General features: G+C 42.9%; 20 protein-coding genes. 14 read left to right on the top strand and 6 right to left on the bottom strand.

The annotated features are described in order from the left end of the window. The first annotated feature begins 43 nt into the window (after window positions 1-43). The 10 genes from BIW53_RS19550 to BIW53_RS21000 all read left to right on the top strand — a co-directional run bounded on the left by BIW53_RS19550 (window position 44) and on the right by BIW53_RS21000 (window position 10,823). On the top strand, window positions 44-1,900 hold the full coding sequence (locus BIW53_RS19550) for a hypothetical protein (protein ID WP_070993698.1): 1,857 nt from the start codon (window positions 44-46) through the stop codon (window positions 1,898-1,900). A gap of 12 nt (window positions 1,901-1,912) precedes the next feature. Then, window positions 1,913-2,719: a hypothetical protein gene (locus BIW53_RS19545; RefSeq protein ID WP_070993697.1), complete on the top strand. Its 807-nt coding sequence runs from the start codon at window positions 1,913-1,915 to the stop codon at window positions 2,717-2,719. Window positions 2,720-2,794: 75 nt separating this feature from the next. After that, window positions 2,795-3,640: a hypothetical protein gene (locus tag BIW53_RS19540; RefSeq protein ID WP_070993696.1), complete on the top strand. Its 846-nt coding sequence runs from the start codon at window positions 2,795-2,797 to the stop codon at window positions 3,638-3,640. Between the two features lie 9 nt (window positions 3,641-3,649). Continuing rightward, the gene (locus BIW53_RS19535) at window positions 3,650-5,029 is read left to right on the top strand and encodes an ATP-binding protein (protein WP_070993695.1); all 1,380 of its coding nucleotides are present in this window, start codon (window positions 3,650-3,652) and stop codon (window positions 5,027-5,029) included. After that, complete coding sequence (locus BIW53_RS19530) at window positions 5,026-5,301, top strand: hypothetical protein (protein ID WP_070993694.1); 276 nt, start codon at window positions 5,026-5,028, stop codon at window positions 5,299-5,301. Before BIW53_RS19535 ends, BIW53_RS19530 begins: the two co-directional genes overlap by 4 nt. Before the next feature lie 26 nt (window positions 5,302-5,327). After that, the gene (locus BIW53_RS19525; RefSeq protein ID WP_070993693.1) at window positions 5,328-6,584 is read left to right on the top strand and encodes an eCIS core domain-containing protein; all 1,257 of its coding nucleotides are present in this window, start codon (window positions 5,328-5,330) and stop codon (window positions 6,582-6,584) included. 163 nt (window positions 6,585-6,747) lie between these two features. After that, complete coding sequence (locus tag BIW53_RS19520) at window positions 6,748-7,149, top strand: SpoIIAA family protein (protein ID WP_070993692.1); 402 nt, start codon at window positions 6,748-6,750, stop codon at window positions 7,147-7,149. Window positions 7,150-7,431: 282 nt separating this feature from the next. After that, window positions 7,432-8,805 carry a M24 family metallopeptidase gene (locus tag BIW53_RS19515; RefSeq protein ID WP_084228272.1) on the top strand — a complete coding sequence of 458 codons (1,374 nt, stop codon included), beginning with the start codon at window positions 7,432-7,434 and terminating at the stop codon, window positions 8,803-8,805. 100 nt (window positions 8,806-8,905) lie between these two features. Beyond that, window positions 8,906-9,853, top strand: a complete 948-nt coding sequence (locus BIW53_RS19510; protein ID WP_070993691.1) for a heme-binding protein — start codon at window positions 8,906-8,908, stop codon at window positions 9,851-9,853. Window positions 9,854-10,667: 814 nt separating this feature from the next. Beyond that, a complete protein-coding gene (locus tag BIW53_RS21000) occupies window positions 10,668-10,823 on the top strand; it encodes a hypothetical protein (RefSeq protein WP_175442173.1) in 156 nt (51 codons plus the stop codon). Between the two features lie 81 nt (window positions 10,824-10,904). Here BIW53_RS21000 and BIW53_RS19500 read toward each other — a convergent pair whose 3' ends face one another. The 5 genes from BIW53_RS19500 to BIW53_RS19480 all read right to left on the bottom strand — a co-directional run bounded on the left by BIW53_RS19500 (window position 10,905) and on the right by BIW53_RS19480 (window position 17,584). Next, the gene (locus BIW53_RS19500) at window positions 10,905-11,525 is read right to left on the bottom strand and encodes a hypothetical protein (RefSeq protein ID WP_070993690.1); all 621 of its coding nucleotides are present in this window, start codon (window positions 11,523-11,525) and stop codon (window positions 10,905-10,907) included. A 457-nt stretch (window positions 11,526-11,982) separates the two neighbouring features. Beyond that, window positions 11,983-13,134, bottom strand: coding sequence for an alpha/beta hydrolase (locus BIW53_RS19495; protein ID WP_070993689.1), 1,152 nt, complete (start codon window positions 13,132-13,134; stop codon window positions 11,983-11,985). Between the two features lie 78 nt (window positions 13,135-13,212). Further along, window positions 13,213-13,512, bottom strand: coding sequence for a YciI family protein (locus BIW53_RS19490; protein ID WP_070993688.1), 300 nt, complete (start codon window positions 13,510-13,512; stop codon window positions 13,213-13,215). Between the two features lie 244 nt (window positions 13,513-13,756). Then, a complete protein-coding gene (locus BIW53_RS19485; protein ID WP_070993687.1) occupies window positions 13,757-15,559 on the bottom strand; it encodes an alpha-keto acid decarboxylase family protein in 1,803 nt (600 codons plus the stop codon). 57 nt (window positions 15,560-15,616) lie between these two features. After that, a complete protein-coding gene (locus tag BIW53_RS19480; protein ID WP_070993686.1) occupies window positions 15,617-17,584 on the bottom strand; it encodes an FAD-dependent L-amino acid oxidase in 1,968 nt (655 codons plus the stop codon). 524 nt (window positions 17,585-18,108) lie between these two features. Here BIW53_RS19480 and BIW53_RS19475 point away from each other — a divergent pair. Together BIW53_RS19475 and BIW53_RS19470 are read left to right on the top strand one after the other, a co-directional pair. Beyond that, window positions 18,109-18,546, top strand: coding sequence for a hypothetical protein (locus BIW53_RS19475; protein ID WP_070993685.1), 438 nt, complete (start codon window positions 18,109-18,111; stop codon window positions 18,544-18,546). A gap of 428 nt (window positions 18,547-18,974) precedes the next feature. Next, complete coding sequence (locus BIW53_RS19470; RefSeq protein WP_139158894.1) at window positions 18,975-19,901, top strand: serine hydrolase domain-containing protein; 927 nt, start codon at window positions 18,975-18,977, stop codon at window positions 19,899-19,901. 181 nt (window positions 19,902-20,082) lie between these two features. On the opposite strand, the gene BIW53_RS19465 is transcribed toward BIW53_RS19470, so the two are convergent. Then, window positions 20,083-20,961 (bottom strand): T3SS effector IpaJ family cysteine protease, encoded by an 879-nt coding sequence (locus BIW53_RS19465; protein ID WP_070993684.1) that lies wholly within the window; start codon window positions 20,959-20,961, stop codon window positions 20,083-20,085. A 221-nt stretch (window positions 20,962-21,182) separates the two neighbouring features. Between BIW53_RS19465 and BIW53_RS19460 the strand changes: the two genes are divergently transcribed. Together BIW53_RS19460 and BIW53_RS20995 are read left to right on the top strand one after the other, a co-directional pair. Further along, window positions 21,183-21,956: a gamma-glutamyl-gamma-aminobutyrate hydrolase family protein gene (locus BIW53_RS19460; protein WP_070993683.1), complete on the top strand. Its 774-nt coding sequence runs from the start codon at window positions 21,183-21,185 to the stop codon at window positions 21,954-21,956. A gap of 481 nt (window positions 21,957-22,437) precedes the next feature. Then, window positions 22,438-22,886 (top strand): DUF6531 domain-containing protein (locus BIW53_RS20995; RefSeq protein ID WP_217495725.1); only part of this gene is annotated, 449 nt, incomplete at its 3' end.

Below are 22,886 nucleotides of genomic sequence, written 5' to 3'. Positions count from 1 at the left end.
GTAATTCACATTGATTGATACAAAAGAAGGATAAGGTGAAGGTATGAATTCATACAGTGAAAACCTGCAACAAACAGTCAGTAAGACACTGAGTAGCTTGTATGCAGACCAACAAAAAATAGAGTCAGGACAACGCAGTGCTGAGTATAACTTGTATTATGCACAAGGCGCACAAATCAGTTCTGGTGATCACTTAGCGCAAACCGATTTAGAGCTTGCAGAAGCTCAATCGCTTAACGATAAAGGAGTCTTGTGTGACAACGCGGCAGTCAACTTATTAGACACAGCGACGGTATTGCAGTCTAACACCACCACTGCAATCAGTAATGTCGCGGCGGCTGCGGCCAATATAAAAACCGCTTCAAACTCAATTTCTACAGTGGCCGCTAATATTGGTAGTGCTTTGAACATTGCGCTGGCGTCATGCTATGACACTGACATTTATAAAAAAACATTGCAGGCAAATAACTATATCTCTGTTACGGCAAATGAAGCGGAGTACGCATCACAGTTGGCAATGGAAGCATCGAGCCAATGCTCAGAGCTTATGAGCGCAGATGTATTATCAAATGTAACAGCATCAAAAGCTGCACTTGAGCAACTATTGACGGAACTGAGCACGGATGTGACTAACTTGAGTACGCAGTCAGCCACTGACTTTCAAACGTTTAATGCGGATAAAAAAGCAGAACGCAAAGCTGAAGGGGTACTCAAAGACGCTGATTCACAGCTATTAGGTGTGAATGAATCTGTGCTTGCTGCAAACTCTCAATTAAACCTGAATATAAACTGGGTATTAAGCTCAGCTAATGCCTCAGTTGTCGTATCAAGTGATAAATACGAAGCGCCTTTTGCGTTGACATCCGGCGCAGGCAATCAGCCTGTCCAAACCGTAGAAAACCAGTATGTATTTTTTGCTAAAGCCAGTAGTCAATCAAGTGTCACGCTTGAGCAAATAGAAACGCTGTTTGGAGAGTACTACACCTCTGCAAATACCGGCAACTTGAATCGTTTTTATGTAATGTCAGAGGGGGCGACACCAGAATTAGAAGTAAGTTCCGCTTGTCTATATACACCTAATGATACGTCAGCCACTAAAGATATTGATGGTGACTATCTGAGCCCAGGTCAGGAATATGTAGCATTTGTATACGTAGAATTAACGCTCGCCTACCAACGTTACATTGGCGTTTACGACAACATAATAAGCAGTGCTTCAGCGTCTTTCACTCCGACATTGCCATTACCTGTTGTATCGAGTACATCAATACAGGGGAGCACGATTACAGTGGATCTAGAGCCTGGTTCACAAGCTATCGCGACGAACTTATCGGTTGACTTGCATGTTATGTTATTACCGAAGAATAAGCCCGATGAGGCTCATCTGATGACTAGCTCAGATTCATCAGTCTTACCATTTTATTTTAATGTGTCGATAGCTCAGCAGGTCTCAAGTGCAAACTACATAAAAGGAACTGTTGATTTCCAAAATCAAGATACCACCGAGACAGTAGACATTATAGCTGACACAACCGATAACTTTGGCTGCCCGTTAATAGATGATATTGACTATTATATCGGGGTGCTATGCCAGCCTACAGAAGCTCAGTATTTATCACAGTATTTGCCGACGTTATATATTTCAACTTCACCATTTACTTTTGGTCACACAACTACTTCATTGCTCTTAAAGCTATTGAATGTCACGCATTTAAATAATACGGGTCATACATCACAAAGTAGCTCGATGTCGACCAGTGCCCCTTCATTGACTTCAAGCGCTTCCCCTAAAGCAAAAGATAGCGCCGAACCAGAAACTGATGCTACATCAGACAATAGTGCCACGGACTCCACAAGCGATACTGCTAGTGCTAAAAAGTCTAACAAAGAGAAGAAATAAGGAGAGCAAATTATGACAACTCAAACTCCAGGTTTAGGATATAGGAACTCAAAAGGCGTTGCACAAAATAAGAACGCTGATATTCAGGCTTTAACCACTCAAGTAACAGATGCGCAATATACAGTGAATGAGTTGACTAACGTTGTGACGTCGTTAACCAGTAAACAAGTCTATTTCGCTAACTTACTAACCCTTGCTAGCAATAAACAAGCATCTTCCTTACAGCACTATAATCAGTCAAAAGCGTTGATGGCGGATCTTAGAGAAACCAATAACTACGTCAAGATAGTTGAGACCCAGATTGGTACTGAGAGCGATACGGATTCGTTAAGTGGCAAGCTCAATGAAACCGCAGAATATATGGCCGGTGTGATAGATAAGTTGATTTTCTCCGTGGATATCATTGAGAAGCTTCTGGATTTTGTTAATCGCAGGAAAGCGGTGAATGAGGTGATCCCAGATGATTTAATTACCTATTTAAACAATGCGGTAACTGAATCAAACAATGCGGTGTCGTTGACATTAACGGCACTAGAAAGTTGTTATGCGAGCATCACACCAGTGCAAGAAATTGAAGAGATTTCTGGCTTAGAAAGCAACCAAATGCAGATATTATTGGCGTTGTCAGCCACGTTAACACAATCATTGGAAAGTGCTTATGGCACCTCAGCAACTAGCTATCAAAATGCGCTGAACGCTAGCAATATGGCAAACCAGCAGCTTGAAGATGCGCAGGCGCAGCTTGCCGAAGCACAAGCGAATCTAGCATCACTTAATGCGGGTCTAGAAGCCGCTAAAGCTGCAGCATTTGCCGCTTAATATGAGCGCTGGGCAGGGGCTTGTTGAGTCGCTTGAGCAACAAGTCCCAAGCCTAGGTTTGGCAAGGAGTCAGCAATGATATACAAAGATTTTTTCTTCGATAGTTACAACGATAGTGGCTGGATCCCAGTTCATCCTTTCGGTTTGCAAGCAGAGCTGGGCGATGTGTTCCAAATTCACCAAGGGAGAATGTTGACACTACTCAATGCAGGGTGCGACCTTGATTTGGTGAATCATATTCACGCAAATGAAGCCTTTCCTTTGAGAAATGACGATTGGCGTCATGCTCGCAACTGTTTAAAAGTAGATGACAGCCTCATTGTAGAGCAGCAATTTGAAGAGCAAAGCGTAAAACGTCAGCAAACATTTCGCTTTGATAAAGCTGGAGCATATCTATTTTATGGCGATAACCCGATGGCCACATATATGCGTAATTGGTCCCAAGTTGCCCCGGAGTTAATAGTGAAGCTCACACAAAGCAAATATACCTTTAGAGAAGCCTATGTGGTCACAGCCGTGGCGAGAATGTCTCGCTGGGGGTTGGCGATAGCTGCGACAGAGGGCGCTGAGCTGATGTTAGAAGGGGAGCGTGAGCACAGTCTATGTTTGTTTGAGCAACAGCGATGCAATATCACAAACAGCAGTGGATTGGCGTTTTTTGAGCACAATGATGAACGGCCGATGCATTTCTTCAAGGCGAAAAAACTGACCATCAGCGACCGTAAGTTTGATGAATATTTGCACGAATTATATAAAAGAGGCACATACAAACCGCAACTACCTATCGACAATTGGTTGCACTCGAACCTGTTGAGTCTATCAACCACAGAGCAATTAAATATCAATACCTGTCAGGATTTTTTCCAATGGCAGGATGCGACACTTGACGATGTTTTGTTGCTTACACAAGCGCCGCGTTAAGGAGTGAGCATGATAGATAATCCTCTGGAGCAGAATTTATCAGCACTGTATCGCGAAATGGATTGGTTACATTCGGTCGTTAATCAAGTTATCTGTAATTACCTCAAGCATGAGGGCCACGAAAACCACTGGTTTGAATTGGCTCCACCTGATGTTGAACGAGATCAGAGCGCCTACGAAGATTTAGTGCTCGAATGGGAGTTAGACACCTTTGAGCGTTTGGCTTTAGCTTTGGCGATGGCACCTGCCATTAAGCCTGAGGTGTTAGACATTCTGTTTGGTGTCAACCAACTCATTGACAGGGGTTTTAGTGAATTTGGGGGAGTGAGTGATAAAGCTTTTGGTGGTTTTTTACCAACAGGACAAACACTTAACTTTTTAATTGCAGGCAACAATCCGCCATGGCGTGTGTATGTTGATAGATTGTTATCGACCCGCCACCGTTTTATGGCAGAACAAGTGACTGAACTTTTACAGGCTGACCCCGCGCTACCCCACTGGGCTGGAGTGTATAAAATCACCGAACATTGGTTGAGTTACTTGCTCACAGGCAATCATGTTCAACCAGAGTTAAGCACCAGTTTTCCGGCCCATGCGCTTGAAACACCACATCAATGGCATGACTTGGTACTGGATTATTCGGTGATGAAGCGTGTTGATGAAATTCGCGCGTGGCTGTCATACGGGCAGGTATTAATGACGGATTGGCAGCTTGGTAGAAAGGTCAAGCCGGGCTATCGAGCAGTATTTTTTGGTCCTCCTGGTACGGGTAAAACCATGACCGCTGCGTTGCTTGCTAAAGTCACCGAACGAGAAATCTACCGAGTAGACTTGTCTATGGTTGTGTCAAAGTATATCGGTGAAACCGAGAAAAACCTTTCACGGGTATTTGATGTAGCCAGTTACAAAGATTGGATTTTGTTCTTTGACGAAGCGGACTCATTATTCGGAAAGAGAACCGCGACAAGCTCTTCCAACGACCGTCATGCAAACCAATTAACAGGGTATTTATTACAGCGCATAGAAGACTTTCCAGGCACCGTAATTTTAGCCACTAACTTGCGCGCCAATATGGATGAGGCATTTACCCGACGCTTTCAAAACATGGTGCAATTTACCATTCCAGGACCGCAGGAGCGTTTAAAGCTTTGGCAAAACGCCTTCGAGCAGGTGTGTGATTTGGCCGACGATGTGAATTTGCAGCGTATTGCTCATGACTTTGAGTTGGCAGGTGGTCAGATCATTAATATTTTACGCCAATGTGCCTTACAGGCCATTCGTCGTGATGAACGTGTTGTCTATCAAGCGGATTTACTTGAAAGTATTCGCCAAGAATTTCAAAAAGATAACAAAACTATCAACATTACTGGCATGGAACACATGCGATGAAACAGATCAATATAAACTCTTTATCAGCAAACACTAAACAGCGTGCGACACGCTCTAATTCAAAGCCGTTAAAAGATAATCGCACAGCGCAGCAGCAGACGTTACAGCTCGGTGGTGATAAGTACTACTGGGTAAAGCCTGATGGTGGCAGTTGGCAATATGTAGGGGCGTTTAAAAATCACGCAGAAGCAAATTCGTGGTGGGCATCTAATAAAAGTAGCTACCCCGGAGGCAAGTTTGGTCAAGGTAGTACCAAAAAGAAATACAAATAATTTGGTGCCAAGGTAAGGATAGCGACATGAGCGACAGCAAGCAGCAGTATCAACAAAAAGAAAAAGCGAGCACGCAACAAGCTGCACAACTTAAAGGGGCAAATGCACTCGCCGATAACCGGAGCGCATCAGTGCAACAGCAAAAGCGCAATAGCACTGGGTTGCCAGATAATTTGAAATCGGGCATGGAATCGTTATCGGGCATGAGCTTAGATCACGTCAAAGTGCATTATAACTCTAGTAAGCCTGCTATGGTGCAAGCTCATGCCTACGCGCAGGGCAGTGAAATTCACCTAGGGCCGGGACAGTCACATCATTTACCGCATGAATTGGGGCATGTTGTGCAACAGGCGCAAGGCCGTGTGAAGCCCACCACACAAGTCAATGGTATGAATGTGAACGACAACGCAGCACTTGAGCATGAAGCCACAGTGATGGGTAATAAGGCCTTACAGCGCGCTTCCATTGGCAGCAGTCAAAACCAACAATCATCTACTGTTCAAGCTCAATCTTTGCGTAAAAACAACACTGCTCAGTTTCAACCTATGCAGGGAATCGACGGTGTTAATTATGCAGTAATGAGTCAAGACAGTTATCAGTTGTGGCAAAAGTCCAAGCAGGGCACCGCCCAGTTACATGGTAAATGCGTTGATGGCAACAACGTTGTTGTGACTCAGTATCAGGATAAATCGTTAGGTGTACAACAGCAGGTTGGCCTGAGCGCGAAATCCAAGGGCATGTTACTCATTCTGGAAGGTGGCCTAACCATGGCCGCGGGCTTTTTAGTCATTGGCGCTAGCCACGGCGTGCTGTCAGTACCAGGCATTATCTCTGTGTGTGTAGGTGGCTCAAAAATTATACGTGGCCTGATCAGTATGTTTGCCACTAAAGAAGGGAAATGGGGTAAGTTCTTCCTGATCCTATCGGATGCCCTACGAACATTGGAAGCGGCGGCTGCGATCACCAGCGCAGTATTCTCTGGCAATCCTGCAGCGTACTTGTTTGGTATCGCGAAGGCCATTCGCAGTGTATGCACCGCAGTTGGTGATTTTGTGGCCAGTGATCCGGCCAGAAAAGCGCAGCACCCTAAGATACTTTCAACAATGAAAAAAGCATCAGCAGTTGCACATTGGATTGAAGTACATGCTGGAGTATTCACTGGGTTCTCCACTATGGCAGGGGGGAGTTCTACAAAAGTATTAACAGGTGGGTTAGGCTTGGCGACGTCGGCATCTAAAGGCGTACGCGCTGCAGATCAAACCGAAGGGGCATTTGGTGGCTAAATTGTGTGGCAGGAAGCGGTGATAGGTGAGCAATTTTGGCATCAATTGTTGTCCACAAAGCAGGCTATTTGTTCCAAATCAAATGTCAGCAGATTGAGACTTGTATCAACGACCAAGTGCCACTAAGTTTATTAGGAGTGAACGAACAACTTGGAGCACAAAGATGTCACAGCAACACGGATTTTCAATTGGCATAGGGCGAATAAATGACGAATTTGTCATTCATATGAAGGCATTTGGAACGTTAACCCACGAAGACTATAAAACCATTACCCCGATGTTAGAAGGTGCCTTTAAACAGGTCGAACATCCACACATAAAAGTGCTGGCAGATATGACTCACTTGGAAGGGTGGGAGCTTCAGGCTGCGTGGGATGATCTTAAACTGGGGTTAAAATACGGTTCGCACTTTGAAAAAGTGGCGTTGATAGGTGCTCAGCCTTGGCAAGACGCGTTGGCTAAAATAGCGGGATGGTTTGTGGGTGCTAAGGTGGAGCAGTTTAGTGAATATGCACAGGCTAAAGCTTGGCTGTTCGACAAAGACAAAGACAAAGAAAAAGATTAAAAGTACACACATACTTCCGGTATGTTGAATAAGCACAATACTGTCTAAGGTGTTGTGCTTTTTGCATATTAGCGCCTAAATTTTGTAGCTTGAATAAGTTTTGTTATCTCACCTCCCTTAGCCGTTTATATTCTTGCAGAAGTGTTTCATATCAAAGTATGAATATAGGAAACAAGCTTACAATAAACTGTTAATAAAGGGGGTTTGTCTCATTGAGATTGTGGCTGTTGGGTAATTTGCATAGGCTCAAGAGTGTCCTCGTTACATTTTCGGAGTGAGAATATGTTTTCCAATATACCTTTGGCATCCATTCATAAGTGCGCATTGGCGCTCAAGTTTTTGGTCTTGCTGGCTTTCAGTGGTCTGAACATGGCCAGCGAGAGTCCGTTTTCTACTATTCTACCCATGAAGGAGCGCGCGGCGGTAATTGATGAGTTGACCGCTAAACGAGTCAATACGTTGCTCCCAAAGCTGATGAAAGACACAGGGTTAGATATGTGGGTGTTGATCAGTCGCGAATATAACGAAGACCCAGTTTTAAAAACCATGCTACCAGCCACCTGGCTTTCGGCGCGGCGTACCACCATTTTAGTGTTTGCGCTGGATAAACAAGGCGATGTGAATGCTTACGCAGTTGCGCCTTATAAAATTGGTAATGTATTTATAAGTGCGTGGGATAAACATAATCAACCGGATCAGTGGCAAGCGCTGGTGGATTTGATGGATAAATATCAGCCAAAGCGTATCGGTGTAAATACCTCTGAACATTGGGCCCATGCAGATGGATTAGTGGTGACGGATCAAAAAAAGCTACAGGCTAAGTTACCGACTAAATATCAGCAGCGGCTCACATCGGCAGAGCCTTTGGCTGTCGGTTGGCTTGAGCAACGTATAGACGAAGAAATTCCTTACTTCAAGCAAGCCGTTGCTATCGCGCAGGCTATTATCGCGCAGGGCTTTTCTAACGAGGTGATCACGCCTGGAAAAACCACCACAGATGATTTGGTTTGGTGGTTGCGTGAGCGAGTCAGAGAACTAAAGTTGCAAACTTGGTTTCATCCGAGTGTATCTATTCAGCGTGATGATAAGCGTAAATTTGACCATGAATCCAGCTTTACCAATGTTGATAGTGATAACGTGATCCAGCCAGGAGATCTATTACATGTTGATTTTGGCATAGTGTATTTGCGTTTGAATACAGACACGCAGCAGCACGCTTATGTACTAAAAGAAGGTGAAACTTCGCCACCAGAATATCTTCAAGCGGCGTTACATTCTGGTAATCAGGTGCAAGATGCCTTGTTAGAACAATTTAAAGTGGGCAGAACGGGCAATGAAGTACTTAAAATGGCACGAGAAACAGCAATTGCCAGAGGTCTGAAGCCGACAATTTATACTCACCCTTTAGGCCTGCATGGTCACGCGGCTGGCACTACTATTGGTATGTGGGATGCGCAACAAGGTAAACCAGGAGATGGTGATTACCCGCTGCATTTAAACACCGCATACTCCATTGAATTGAGCAATGATATTTATTTAGAGCAGTGGCAAAAGCAAATTCGTATCATGCTCGAAGAAGATGCATTTTTTATCGCTGATGGCGTTTTCTATCTAAATGGAAGGCAAAAACAGTTACATACTATAAAGGCGCGCTAAAGCGCCTTGTTTGCTAAACCGCGGAATAGCTATTCAGACATATATGAACTACACCTAATAGGCTATATGTAGCAATGACACTGAAAAAGTAGGAGGGAATATGTCTATTTCAGGTCACGCAAAGCATCAAGTATCAAAGCGTTCGCTCACCACCTCACCCACCACGGAGGCCGCATCAGAACCTTTGAGCCAGTTGCCTGGGGTGTGGAAAAACTCCGGACAGTTTCAAGGTCATGGCTGGAATATGAGCGCACAGCCTTTTGCATCGGGTGAACACGGCTACCGTCTACTCAATAACCAATATAATGAAACGCTTACTTTTCAACTGCCAGATAAGAGTGTGCCAAATAGGGGGGCAAATGGCAGTCAGGAAGTGTTCACTATTGAATATGTTCAAGCGATAGAACAAATTGCAGCGGCTGACTTTCCGAACTCGGGTTTAGCTGGAGAAGCTGGGCTTGCTATCCATCATGCACCGGGTTTGTGGTTGCACAGGAAAAACCATCCTACAGGGGAATTCGATGTTGGTCGGCTTTCTAGTATTGCTCAGGGGAATGCCGTGATGGCGCTTGGGAGAAGCCAAAAAAATCACACAGGCTTTGATATTCCAAGTATTAGCGGTTTACCTATTGGTATCAATCAGGACTTGCAAAGCCCATACCTTAAGCCTTATTTACACTTTCACGAGCATCTGTTTCAGGGAGTATTTGACCCAACAAAACCCAATGAGCTGCTTAATCAGGCTATCCTGCCTTTCTTTGAGCAAGATAAAGTAGCCAGTGTTACTCAGTTGAAAGTGGACTCTGCTTCAGCCTGTAGCGGTGTGAATAACATTCCGTTCATTACCAGAGCAGCGAGTGCAGGAGAAGTGAGTTCTATTTTTTGGATTTATGAGCTTAAAGAAATGCATCTCAATGGTGAGCCAAAAATGTTATTGCAATACACACAAACCGTTTTGTTGGAATTCTTTGAAAGCCCTACGGGAGCAGGTCTTATCAAGTGGCCTCAGGTGAGTATTAACACATTAGAAAAGCAGCCGAATAAATAACCAAAAATAGATTGGAGTTTATTGGGTTAGCTCAAAAAGGTTTAGCCATAATGCTTGCTAGCTAATATGCAGTTTTCATCTTATCGATACAAGATGAAAATAGTATGTTCCTAAGACCAAATTATATCATTATTGCAGTAAGCAACCTTATATGCCCTCTAGCACCTTATATTAATTTATTGGTTTTTTAAGGGTCATGTTAAATGGTACGGTGGTGCGTATTTTTCCGCAGTAACGCTGTGCCTGAGTTGTGACAGTCCCTATGCTAAGGAAGATTCTTATATTGCGTTTGATGCGTCTCCCCCAGATTTGCGGGGTTTAGTTCGTATCTTTTCTCATGGTGTTAAACGATGGCAAGAAAACCATAGTGAAGGACATTCACTTTATATTTTTGACTCTGACGGGCATAAATTGGAATGACACGTTGATCATTTAGAAAGCGGCCTCAATGCATTAAAAAAAGCCTTATGATGGTCTTACTCGGTTATAACGATACCTTTAGAAAATTGCATCTTGCACAATACTCGTTTTTCTAATAATCAATATCTAACCCGTTATTTGAATTAGTATAAATGCACTATGAGCTGTGCTAATTAATATCTTTACTTTTACAATATAAGTACATAAAAGTTAACTTTGAACTGTTTTATTCTTTAAGTTTTATATTTCTTATCACAGAATTAATGGATTAATGTTAATAATTTTTAAGTTAATAGAGGGCTTATTTTACGGTTGGGATTGTTTGAATTTTATTCACTTTATGATGTTTGCTTAATTCATTAGGCTGATTTGTAGTCAACAAAGGAGCATAACAATGAAAATAAAACTGAATAAAAAATCAATCAAAGACTTAAGCACAAATAAACAACTAAACGAGCAGCAAACCGTTCAGGTGGGTGGTGGTTATACAGCCCCTTGGATGTGTCAGCATAGCTATCCTGTATGTTATACATCACCGGGCGTTTGTTAATTAAAAACAAATAGTTAAAAAGGCAGCCAACAGGCTGCCTGATTTACGTATCTCATTACTTTTGTCTTGCTACATGGGCTATCACTGCTCAGTTAACCCCATAGGTGAAAGCAATCTGCCTTTTTCATCTTTTGGTGGCTCTAGCGTGTTATATCTCTCCATCGCTTGCTCTGATAACTGTAAACCTACATCGTCATCATAAGATTCGCCGCTGATACTCTTTACTGTTGCGCCTTGGCGACTGATACTACAATATCCTTTTCGCTCAAAGTGCGTGTTGCCAAAGAACCAGAAGCTACCAAAAGTGGTATTTTCTACCCATTCATGCCAGTGACCTGCACCGATTTCAGAGCGCGAGTCTTTCACTTGTGTCACTAATTCCCACTGCATGCCATCATGGCCGCGCTCGCTCCAGAAGTCACCATACATAAAGACTTGGTCACCTTCTTTTTCGGCTACGCCATTCCAGTTGGGGTAAGTGTTTGAAACCCAACGATAGACTTCATGAGTACCATTGATGCCAACAAAGTAAAAGCATATACCTTGCGTGGCCCAGCGGGCATGGACAGACGAGCGGTCATCGTGAAATGTGATCATCCACTGATTACCCTCTTGAGTTAACGTTGGTTTGTAAAGTTGTGCTTGTACCGCTGTGCTTGATATGGTGCATGCAGCTAAGCAAAATGCTAATAAACGTTTCATAACGGTTCTCTCCTTAATTCCTGTTAATGAATCTCCTAGATGGAGTCCTTTTCGGCGCTGTGTATATATCGCTGTGCGAAGCTATGCTCGTACAAAGAGTTTGTATACAAAGCGTCGCGCTAAGTATGGTCAAACGAGTTTAATTTGAGGGGTGTGTGAGGCTGTACCATTGGAGGTAATCAGGCCAATTGGCCAGATATGTTTACTCATTTAAGTATTTTTGGTGTCAGTGTTGTAACTTTGAATAGCAGTTAAAAAGCTTGTGGTGATATTGGTTAATAGCAGTTAGTTGAATACATTTAAATTTTATGATGAGCACTTAGATGGGCAACAAAGGTCTGACTTTCATAGCTTGATTAGATTAATTTTTTATTAAATTGTGGCTTAAAATGCCAAGTGGTTTGCCCACTCTAATTAGGCACTCCCCTTGGCACAAAGGCGTTACTTTATCGTCTTATCATAAAGATCGTGAGCCGCTATGAGATTTTACCTTAGACATCAGTTGCTTGTTTTGACTGGTGATCTCATTTAGATAAATTGAGTCATTTGCTTTGGCAAGTTTCAGCGCTTCTTTAGAAGCCGTTAACGCTTTAACTGGTTTGTTGTCCAGGTTGTAGGCTGTCGCTAAGCTGTCCCAAAGAATTTCTGATTGAGAGAAATGTTCTACACCTTGCTTCAAAATCTCAACGCCCCAAGTGGTTTTCCCTTCGTAGGTTGCTTTGAGACCATATACATTGTACTGATGTGCTGATAATGGGAAATTGTAACCATATTCATCACTTTTTAGCTGATAAAATGCATGTAACTGGGAAAGTGACATTACGGTAATTTCGGGGACGGCATTCCAATTGTGAAAGAGTGACTTGAGGGCCTGTGCATTGCCAACTAGTGGGGTACTGTCATGGGTTTCATTGGCAAAGCGTTGACTAAACCAGTGCAAGTTTTTAATTGATTTTTCATTGAGGGCGTTCAACATAGCAACATATGAGTCGTTCATTTCGCCAGGTTCGTTGGCCATACTTAAGAACCAGCGCTTTGCTTTTGAAAGGTGTTGATTTGGTAAAGTTTGGTAAGTATTCACCAGCGTGTTCTCGTCCCACCAGAGGCTGGGACTAATGGCGATGTGTGCATTAAAATCACTGTCACTTTGCAGTGCCAAATAACTGGTGAATAACCCTCCCATTGAGTGTCCAGAGATCACATAATAAGGCGCTATCCGATACTTGGATTTTAAGGTTGGAATAAGTTCTTTGTGCAAATATGTCTTAAAAGCATTGGCTTGACCAGAGCGACCTACAAATTCTTCATGTTCTGTAGGGGTGAAGTACTGTAGACGTTTGTGGGTGCTTACACCGACCACGATCATTTCTGGCAAAATGGCATAAGTACTTAAAAACTGGGTGCTTGCTGCAACATGAGGAAACTGGGTTGCACCATCAAGCACAATTAACAGTGGATAACTAAAAGTGTCGGAATGGGTATAGGTATCTGGTAGCGAAACGCGCACAGCAGTGGTTTCATCAATTACTTTAGACGCGATCGAAAAGCGTTCTACATTAGCTTGGCAAACGCTGGTAATAAAAACCAATAAGGTTATCAGGGCTTTCATATTTTGTCCTGCGGGTGGATAGAGCAAATATTTTTAGCAAACGAGTTAAGTTTGGTTTTAATAAAGGTTAATTTGAAGCTATTTAAATTGCTCTACTGGTACCAAACGCGCCTCGCAGACCTCAATTCTGTCCCACACTTTTTCGCTTACATAGGGGTCTTGAGCAAGCCACTCATCTAATGCAGCTCTGGTTGGAAACTCCACATGAACGGACGAGCCTATCATTTTGCCATGACTATCCAGCATTGCTCCTCCACTTAAAAAAATGCCCTGTTTGATCATACTTTTGATGCCCTCGAGGTGGGCTTCTCTACAGGCTAAGCGGCGGTTAAGTGCTTCGTTGTCAGTGTGATCATAGGCTGTGACGATGAATTGCATTGTGCTTCCTTATATACATGCGGGTTCAAAGTAAATGAGTATCGAACTGATTGATTTAAATTGTATTTTCAAAACTGAAGTTAATGTATATCAAAAGTGGGTTGATTAAAAGATATGGCTTTGAACTGAGGTTGGTTAGAGGTGTAATTATGATTAGCGTTGTTAAGGCCCTTAACAGCTAAGGTTGAAGAGCGAAACCCCGAGAATATTTCACAGGGTTTTAAAAAGTAAATATTACAGCCGGTTAGAATTTACTTGCGGGGGGCCAATTTGGGTTTTCAATCTCATCCTCACCCACCGCACTATCTGCTTCCTGAGCGATAGAAAGAGGTACGTTTTCTTTGGGGATCACCACCTCCACCAAAAAGTTACTCTCTGGGTTGCAGCGGATCTCTTCCATTACAGCCATTAACTCACTCATATGGCTGACTTTTCTACCTACACCACCCAAAGCATCAGTTAACTTCGAGATGTTCCAACTCGGTAACTCGTTGTAGGCGTATACATTGTCTAGCAGCTTGTCGTTGTATTCAACTGGCGGCGTTCTAAATGGGTTAGGGTTCACCAAATATTGCTCAATGCCGTAAATGCCATTAGCGATTACAAATACCACGGTGTTTTGTCCGTATGCATGTTGGTCTGCAACGGCTTGGCAGGTTTCGTGAAACGCACCATCGCCCACCACGACAATAGAACGTTTATCGGGAAAAGCACATTTTACGCCTGTGCCCGCAGGGACAGAGTAACCTATGGATAGCCAGGCAGCTTGTGCTACAAAACCATTTCGGCTTGGGATCTTAACCCCTTGCGCGCCAATGAGTGGAAATCCTGCGTCGACGACCATCACGTCATCTTCACTGATCCACTGGCTCATAGTATGAAAGAAGTTGTCATAACCCAATGTACTGTCGCTGTTCGGTGCTAAGCTTGCTGTTTTAATTAATGGCTTGGTCAGTCTGAGCCCAGATAACTTTGGTGTTTCAACCATGGCCAGTTCAGTAAACTTTTCAATAAGGGCATCAAGATACTGCTCTAGTTGAACTGAGGGATAGAAATTCGCACCAACAAACACACCACCGTGTGCGGCGAGTACGGTTTTGCTACTGCGGATATCTTCATTCCCAGTATCTTTACCCGTGGTCCAAGCGCCAATACCGATTAACGCACCGTCCTCACCCACAAGCTCGGCTATTTCTTTATTTTTTAGGGTGACACAGCCTTCAAACCATGGGTGAGTTTCTTCGATAACGGACTTACTCAGCGCAGTGGTAACAAAGTGAATATGCTGATTTGGTAACGTGTGTGAGCGATTAAGGGTATCTAATAGCGTTAAAAACTTGTCCTGTAAGCCATAGCGTTGCAACTCTATCCCTGCCCAGAAGATACTGTTTGGCTTGCTAAGCATCAACTCAACGGTGGCTTGCGCGGCATTGCTTGCTTCGCTGATAGTGATGGTTGCATTAGCACCTGAGCTCAGTTTGCCAACGGGCTTAACGCATGGTGTGCGCCAAACATCTTCTGCCACTTCAAAGTAAATGGGCCGTTTTTGCGTCAGCATGGCGGTGATGGCTGAATCAATTTGGTATGGCGCTTGTTGGGCGTTGGTGATGCGCTCAGCAGCAACAGTGATAGGCTTGAACATGTGAATGTCCACAAAATCATAGCCTGTGGTGTGCGAATACAGCAACCCTGCCTGTTTAGAAATTTGATCTTCTTTATTGGTCGGGGCGCCGTTGATCAGAATAACCGGAACTTGCTCGACAAATGAGCCTGCGATTGTGTTTAGCAAGCTAAATGCGCCTACGCTGTAGGTCACATAAAGCGCGCTGACCCCTTTGAGTCTTGCATAGGCATCGGCCGCAAAGCCTGCACAGATCTCGTTAGCATTACCTGAGATCTTAATTGGCGAATTATCATCTGCCAGTATGGTATCGAGTAAAGCTGCGGTGTAATTTCCGGCAACACCAAACATTTGCTCTACACCTATTTCTTCCAGGCGTGCTTTTAGATAGTCAGCAACACAGTAGTCGTTGATTACATTGTTCATAATATTTCTCTGTGATTGTATTGAGTAGGAGGTATCAGCTACCTCCTACAAACGCTCTTAGGCTTTATCGAAGTAAGTCAGGTTAACACCCAATACGCTGTGTCGATTGCAGGTATGGTCAATCGGTGCATCGCTCAAACTTAGTTGCGGGTCAATATACTCATTGATAAGTTTTGACGCATTTTCTTCGTATACTGCTGTAATGGCAACGGAAGGAGGCAGGCCTGTTTGCTGCTCATACACTTCGCTAAGTGGCGCTAAACCAAAGCCTTGTTGAAGTACTAAATCTGTTGAACGTAGTGCGCCTTCAACCCAGCCTTGATAGTCAGAGTACGCTTCACCACAGGTATAAAGGTTTGGTAGTGGTTCAGTTAGCTCTTTCATCACGGCTCTATCATCAGCACCTACCGCCCATTGATGCACTCCATAACCAAACTGTCTGCTCTGTGGTAAATCAAAATTTACGCTACCTTCCCAAATACGAGCACTGGTAAGTACAGGTTGTGGCACATAATGCGTGTCGAAGATTTTTTTGAAAAACGCGGTTGCTTGCTCAACCACAGCTACAGACGCTGGATAGATATCTGATGGTACGGAGTCAACATAGCGGTCTTGATCTGGATTGTGATAAAGCTCTCCCTTGTCTTGTAAAGTGCTCCAGAAATTTATATTTAGGTAGTCGCAGTAGATGGTTAATGCCGCTGGGCGCTGATACTTTTCAGAGTTTATTTTGTCCAACTTAGCTTGTGTTTCTTTGCTTGGATTGGTGCGACGCTCTTCGTACATTAACGCGGCCGCAAGGGGGTCGTTTATTGCATAAAATGGATACACAGAGCCTGTTGGTAAATCTGCAAAGTTAGGGCCAAACTCAACAGAAGGTCGCCCCGTAATACCCGTTGCCCACCAAGCAGTATCATAATATAAATTGATTTTTAGCAAAGGCTGATTGGTTGCGGTTTGTAAGGTATTCCAGATCTTCTCTGATTCAGCCTTAGGTAAGCGATGGAATGCATTGGAACCGATGAACAAGCGCTCTAAAGCAAGCCTTGGTAGACCTAAAATCACTTTTTCAGCACGAATATGGCCGCGGTGCTCTTGGTTATGCTCGTCAATGTGGGTATAGCGCAGAATATACTCTTTACATTCTTCGTCATAATCAATTGCTTCAATCTCAGTTTGCAGATGGATACGCTCCGTGCCTACTTTATCTACCAAGGCGTTTGGCAGCGTACTAAAGCCATCTTTAAACGTGCGGAATTTTGCGTCAGCAGGAAAGTCTTCCAATAGTTGATAGGCCACACCTGCATTCATTTTTGATAAAAATGTGCCGTTGAAGCCTAAGGCGCGATACAACATGGTGATACACTCTTGAGAGTAACCCATATCCGAATACAAATCCCAAAGAGTCCATTCATTCAATGGCTTACCATTCCATTGGCAGTCTAGGCGAAACTTCTGCCAAAACTCTGGCCCTTTCACTTCAGGGCGCTCACTAAATTGCGGGTTGGCTCGTAAAATGCGATTGAACACCACATTTACAATCTCTGTTGGGTTCATCCCACGCTCTGCGGGGTCTAGGTTATACAGCGCTGACCAAATAGAGTAGTCGTCATCTGCGGCCTCACTAACACAGAACCCTTCACCTCGGAAGTAGAGGCGATTGTTACCATCGCTGTTCATTGGAAAGGGGACGATATCATCCTGTAAATCTAACTTCAGAAACAGCGCCATTAAGTCGTCCATACCATCGAACAAGAAACGCATACCCCCTTGCTCTTCTTTTACCGTGATAGTGTTAGGTTGATTTGGTCCTGATTTTTGGTTTTTGAAGTTGATTAGATCTGAATCTAGGCGTCCACCTGTGCGATCAGAGCGTTCGAAAATAGCAAAATCGTTGATGCTACTTTCATTTTCTAATCGCCAAGCGCTGTAAAGGCCTGACATACCAGCACCAACGATGGCGACTTTGACGTTGTTAGGGATTGATTTGTTTTTAATCTCATTGCCAAACTTATAATGGGTCATGATAGTTCCTTGGTATTGTTACCGCGTCACATATCAAGCAGGTTAGCGATAAAGCATTGGTAACAATAGATGCTTTCCTTGCATGATTGGCGGTGTAAGTCGTTTTGCTTGTTAATGGATTACTTCTGAGCATGTACAGCACGCATGGTCCTTTACGCGACAATGCCAACATAGTCATCCTTGTAGACATAAATAAATGTAGCAGCTATGTAAATAAATGTGTGTTGCAGGCGCTTAAAGATTGATTTTTTCTAACAAAAATGAGCTTGTTTTTTGATTAATAAGCGCTTTTTAGAGAAAAATTTTTGCTCACATCAGCGTGACAAAGTGAATGCTAGGTTGGAAAAGCCACAGGGTCTTCCAGCATTGCGTAGTTTCAGATCTTGTCGAATGGCGGCGTTTCACGCCTTACCCAATCTACGATATAAAAATAATAAACTCGGAATCTGATGAGTTGATTTAACATGTTGATTTTGTTAATTTTGGTGTGTGGAGTTAACGTATAGTAATAAGGATATATTAAAATGAAATTAAACTCACATTGGTTAAAAGCAATTTTCGCAAGCTCTGTACTTGTAACATCTTTGGCAGGCGCTGCACCTCAACTTAGTCAGACAACATTTGAATACGATGCCCAAATGTATATTCAAGAAGAATTTAATTTATTCGCAGACGGTTACGTATTTGACCCTGATTATCCAAACAGCGAGTTGCGTATTCAACTGGACTCAACTAAGTCATATGAGCAAATAAGCTTTTATGATAAGACTGAAACAGCTTATGGTCAGGCGGTTGCATACAATACTCTAGATAGACGCTGGATTAAATTCAAAGGTAAACTGCTATACATGGCAGATGATACACAAGGCATCAATCGATTTGATATGATCCCATTTCGCGTTATCAACCCTGCGGGTGAAGTGTCACCATGGGGTGTGGTAAGAGTGAGCATTGCTAACTAAGCTAACAATCAGCCTTATCTAGCAATAATGAATTAATAGCGACAGCAAGCTCATTCTGGACAGCCACTTTGGTTTGAGTGGCTGTCCAGTTGGTTTTTATCATAAAATCTATATAAAATTCATGTGGTAAAGTTAAAAACTTAAGAATCAGTAATTCTCTACCCCAACACTAACATTCGCCTTATTTTTACTCAATACGTTAAGGATCACCTATGCCCACTGGCCAATTTCCCAATCTATTGGGCTGTTTTTTGTTTCTGTTGAGTTATAGCACCAGCGCTTCAGTGTCGATACATCAGCCTGTGAAAGCAGTATCAAATACACAAAATATGGGGCGTATAGTTGAGGCAACAATAAAAAACTCTATGCAGCCATTTAGTGGCAGTATTCTCTTACTTGAACATGGCACTACTTAATTAGAACTACAAATAGGCGAAGGAGTTACATATGAAACCAGCTTTGTCGTCGCATCGTTGTCTAAACAAATTACCGCAACTTTGGTCATGCAAGCAGTTGATAAAGAAAAATTAGGCTTAGCGCGCCCACTGAATACTTACCTATTTGGCACTCAAGAAGATAATAGTGAAACGGACAGCAATTTATCTGTGCAAAGCTCATCTCAAGAAATTGCAACACCTAAGCCTGAGGGATTTGATAATCGGATCACTGTTCACCATCTACTGAGCAACACATCAGGTATTGCGCCTTTGGGTCAGCAAAATCTCTTTGAGCCTGGGAGCAAATTTGCATATTCCAATTTAGGCTACGCTCTTTTGGGTCAGGTGCTTGAAAAAGTAAATAAACGACCTTTTTCTGAACAGGTCATGCAATTTGTACACGAAAACAAGTTGGGCCAAATTTACAGTGCGGTAGGAAATATTGAATCTATTCAGCAAAAAGTGACGTCGCTTATTAGAGGATTAGAAGAATCCGAGAGTTTGCAGCCTACAAATCTAGAAATAGATGAAATGTTACTGCCAGCAGGTGGTTTGATAGCGTCGGCAAGGGCGTTCGCGTCTTTTCAAGACCTGTTTCACAGTGGCAAGTTAATCAGCGCTAAGAGTTACCGCCTTATGACGGATGCACATACCCAAATGAAGTTTTTTTGGCCTAATATGAGCTATGGTTATGGGCTTAGAATTAATACTGAAGAAGGTCTTTCAGAATATAGTCATACGGGCTACTTACCTGGGTATATGTCAATGTCACTCCACTATCCAGAGTTTAATATTGACCTAGTGATGCTAGAAAATATTTCCTTGAATCTAGATGATATAAATCGTGTTCTTGAACTACATACGCAGATACGAAATGCAATTCGTGAACAGCTAATTTTAAGGAAAACAGCGCAATAAGTGTCATCTTAGAAAAAAAGAAGTCTTATAAAATGCTTGCGCAATAAGACTTCCTACATTCGCTCATTTGACAACAAAATTCCTTTAGTAAGGCTTTAAAGCAAAGGTGTTTCGTGCAAAATCCAACTCTACGAACGAAAACTAACCCCTTCTAGCTTACTGAAAAGGGTTAGTTTAGGCCTCAGTCAAAAGTAAACAAGCCCGTGACATTTAACTTAGGAGACACGCCTTTTACTTTGTCTTGGTTTTTTAGTGTTATCCAAATACCAGTATCAACATAAGGTCTTGCTGACCATTGACTACCAACACAGCCGAATTTACCGTCTGGCTGAAAGTCGCGCAGAGAATCAAAGTAGGTGCTGTCGCTACTAAGTGCTACCCAATGTAGTGTATTTACAGGGGTCTGAACTAAAACTAGGTTGAGTTCATTCGCTTGAGGGATCGGCGTGGGAGACTCAGTTAAGGTATATTCGCCTGGTTTGCCGAAAACAAATGCCAACACATCCTGTGGGTTAACTTTTGACCCTAATTCGTCTATCTCTTTTTGTGCCAATGTAGCAAAGTTATCGCAAGCTTGCTTAGTGACGAACAGTTCGGCATCTAAGCCTAAACTAGCTGCAACTTTAGTTACCCGTTGCGGCATACTGCCTCCCTTTTCAACTGCTTTGGGTACGCTACTCACTTGAAGTAAATCTTGTATTTCAGCAGTATCGAAACGTGTGAGTTTATAGAGTTTTAGTGCCAAAGTGGTGAAGTTGTCTTCGCGCTTTAGTGTGATCTTAGAGGGGTTGTACTCGCTTAGTTTAACCTCTACTTCCTTATTTTCTGGCAAGATCCCAAGCGTTGCCGCCGAGGCAGTTAAGCTATAAGCCGCACAATATTGCGAGGTAAGTGGCTGGGTCATGCTTAGGCGTATCAAATCAAAGGGGGATGGCGATAATGCATGGGCCATTTCATTGTAGTTGCCTAATTGCTCATCAATTTGGGTTGGGGTGGTTGGTATCTCACTGATAGTTAACTTTTTGATATTATTTAAACTTGTGTAGTTGATAATTGCCATGGTTATTCCTTTGAGTGTTTGAGAAATGTACAGCCTAAATAGTAATTCACATGCGCAGAAATGCCATTGCAGACTATGACTAATTGAACGGATGTAGCTGTGAGTGTAGTAACTACGCAGTGATATTAATTTTGTAACCTTAGGCTTAGCGTATACACTTGATGATAAGCTTTTTTTGTCTAGCCCTGTTTTTCTCAACAGTTCAAATCTATCGGGTTGATATGTCCTCAATTGGTAAACCTAAAATAGCAGTTACTGGACCAGATGATTCTGGCACCACTGCGTGGTTGTTTAGTGCTTTTAACGTCTGGCTATCGGGTGGAAAAGCCTACCGAGTTACACCTAAGCAATTCGATGGTAATACCGATTATGATGGCTTCATTATTGGTGGTGGCTCAGACATTCACCCCGATAACTATCAACAGCAAGATTTACCCGCATTCAAAAGACCTCTTTCACTGAAGCTAAAAGAGTGGCTGGTTTATCCATTAGAGTTTTTGGATCGGTTTTCCAAGGGCCGTTATGATAAACCCAGAGATGATATGGAAATTGCGTTTATTGATCACGCTTTGCAACAAGGTAAACCGATTTTAGCGATATGCCGGGGTTACCAACTTCTTAATGCGCGATTAGGTGGCAAGATGTACACCTCGACGCTGCCACTATTGCGCCGTGAAATGCGAATTCGCAGCTTCTTCCCGCGTAAAAAGGTCATTTATACTCAGGACGACTCGTTGATCTCGAAAATTGCTGGAGATGAACCCTTGAGAGTCAATGCTCTGCATTCTCAAGCTGTTGCGCAGCCGGGCGATAATATGCAAGTGACAGGAAAAGAGAAATCCGGTATTAATCAGGTTACGGAGAGCACTAAGAGCGATAAGATTTTAGGGGTACAATGGCATCCAGAGTATTTATTTTACATGAAAGCCCACCGCAATATTTTTGATTGGTTAGTGTGTGAGGCTAGGGCAAAGGGAAGTAAAAAGAGCTGTTGAGCGGCTGGAAAAGTAATCGCTGTATTTGTGAGATTACCGATTGACACTTTTCCTTGGAGGTTTAATACGGTTGTAAATCGAGGACCCCCTTATTTACATGTTGGAGTGGTTTTAAAAAATATCTTTCTATTCCTCAAATTCATACCAATTTTTAGGTTCAAGGACTGAACAATATATCCATTAGGAAGCAATAAATCAGCTCGCTAGGCATCACTTAGAACAGTAAGCCGATATGTCAGTCAGTATCAAGGGTTGGCTGCTTCATCATTTAAATACACTTCACTCCAAGGCACAAGTTACCAGATTAATTATTTTTCCGATGGTGATAGTTGCGCTGTTTAGGCTTCTCAGTGGGCTTGCTAATCCTAATTTATTGTTTTTAACGTGATATGAAAAAAAATATCATTAATTGTTAAAGATTTTAGAAAAATGCTGGAAGAGGTACATAGAAACACTTTTTAGCAAATAAATTGGATAAATTATGGGCGCTATCATTTCAGGCGAAGGACTCGGTCTTTTTAACACCTCTACATCATTTTCAGGCCAACAGGGGCGTGCGGCTCTTGGGCAGGCATCAGAAAACATCTTTGTTAATGCAGCGACAGGTAACTTGGTGTTGCAACATCAAGATGAGCAGGTAAAAGGGCTGGGACTGGGACTTGGGGTGATAAGAACCTACAACAGCTTGGGCCATTTTGATGGTGATAACGATGACCAATGGCGCCTCGGGTTTTTAAAATCGATTACCCTTGAAGGGGCACGTAACCAAGCAGGCAGCACAGTGACGCGCGTGACGGCAGATGGCTTTGCGCAGCGCTTTAACTATAATGCAGCTAAAGGTGAGTATGTCAGCACCCAAGGCAGTGGTGCGCACGATACCTTAAAGTTCAATGCCGATGGCAGTGCACTATTAGACATTGACGGTCAAAA

Source organism: Pseudoalteromonas byunsanensis (assembly GCF_001854475.1).
GTDB lineage: Bacteria > Pseudomonadota > Gammaproteobacteria > Enterobacterales > Alteromonadaceae > Pseudoalteromonas > Pseudoalteromonas byunsanensis.
This window is presented reverse-complemented; position numbering and strand designations above follow the sequence as displayed.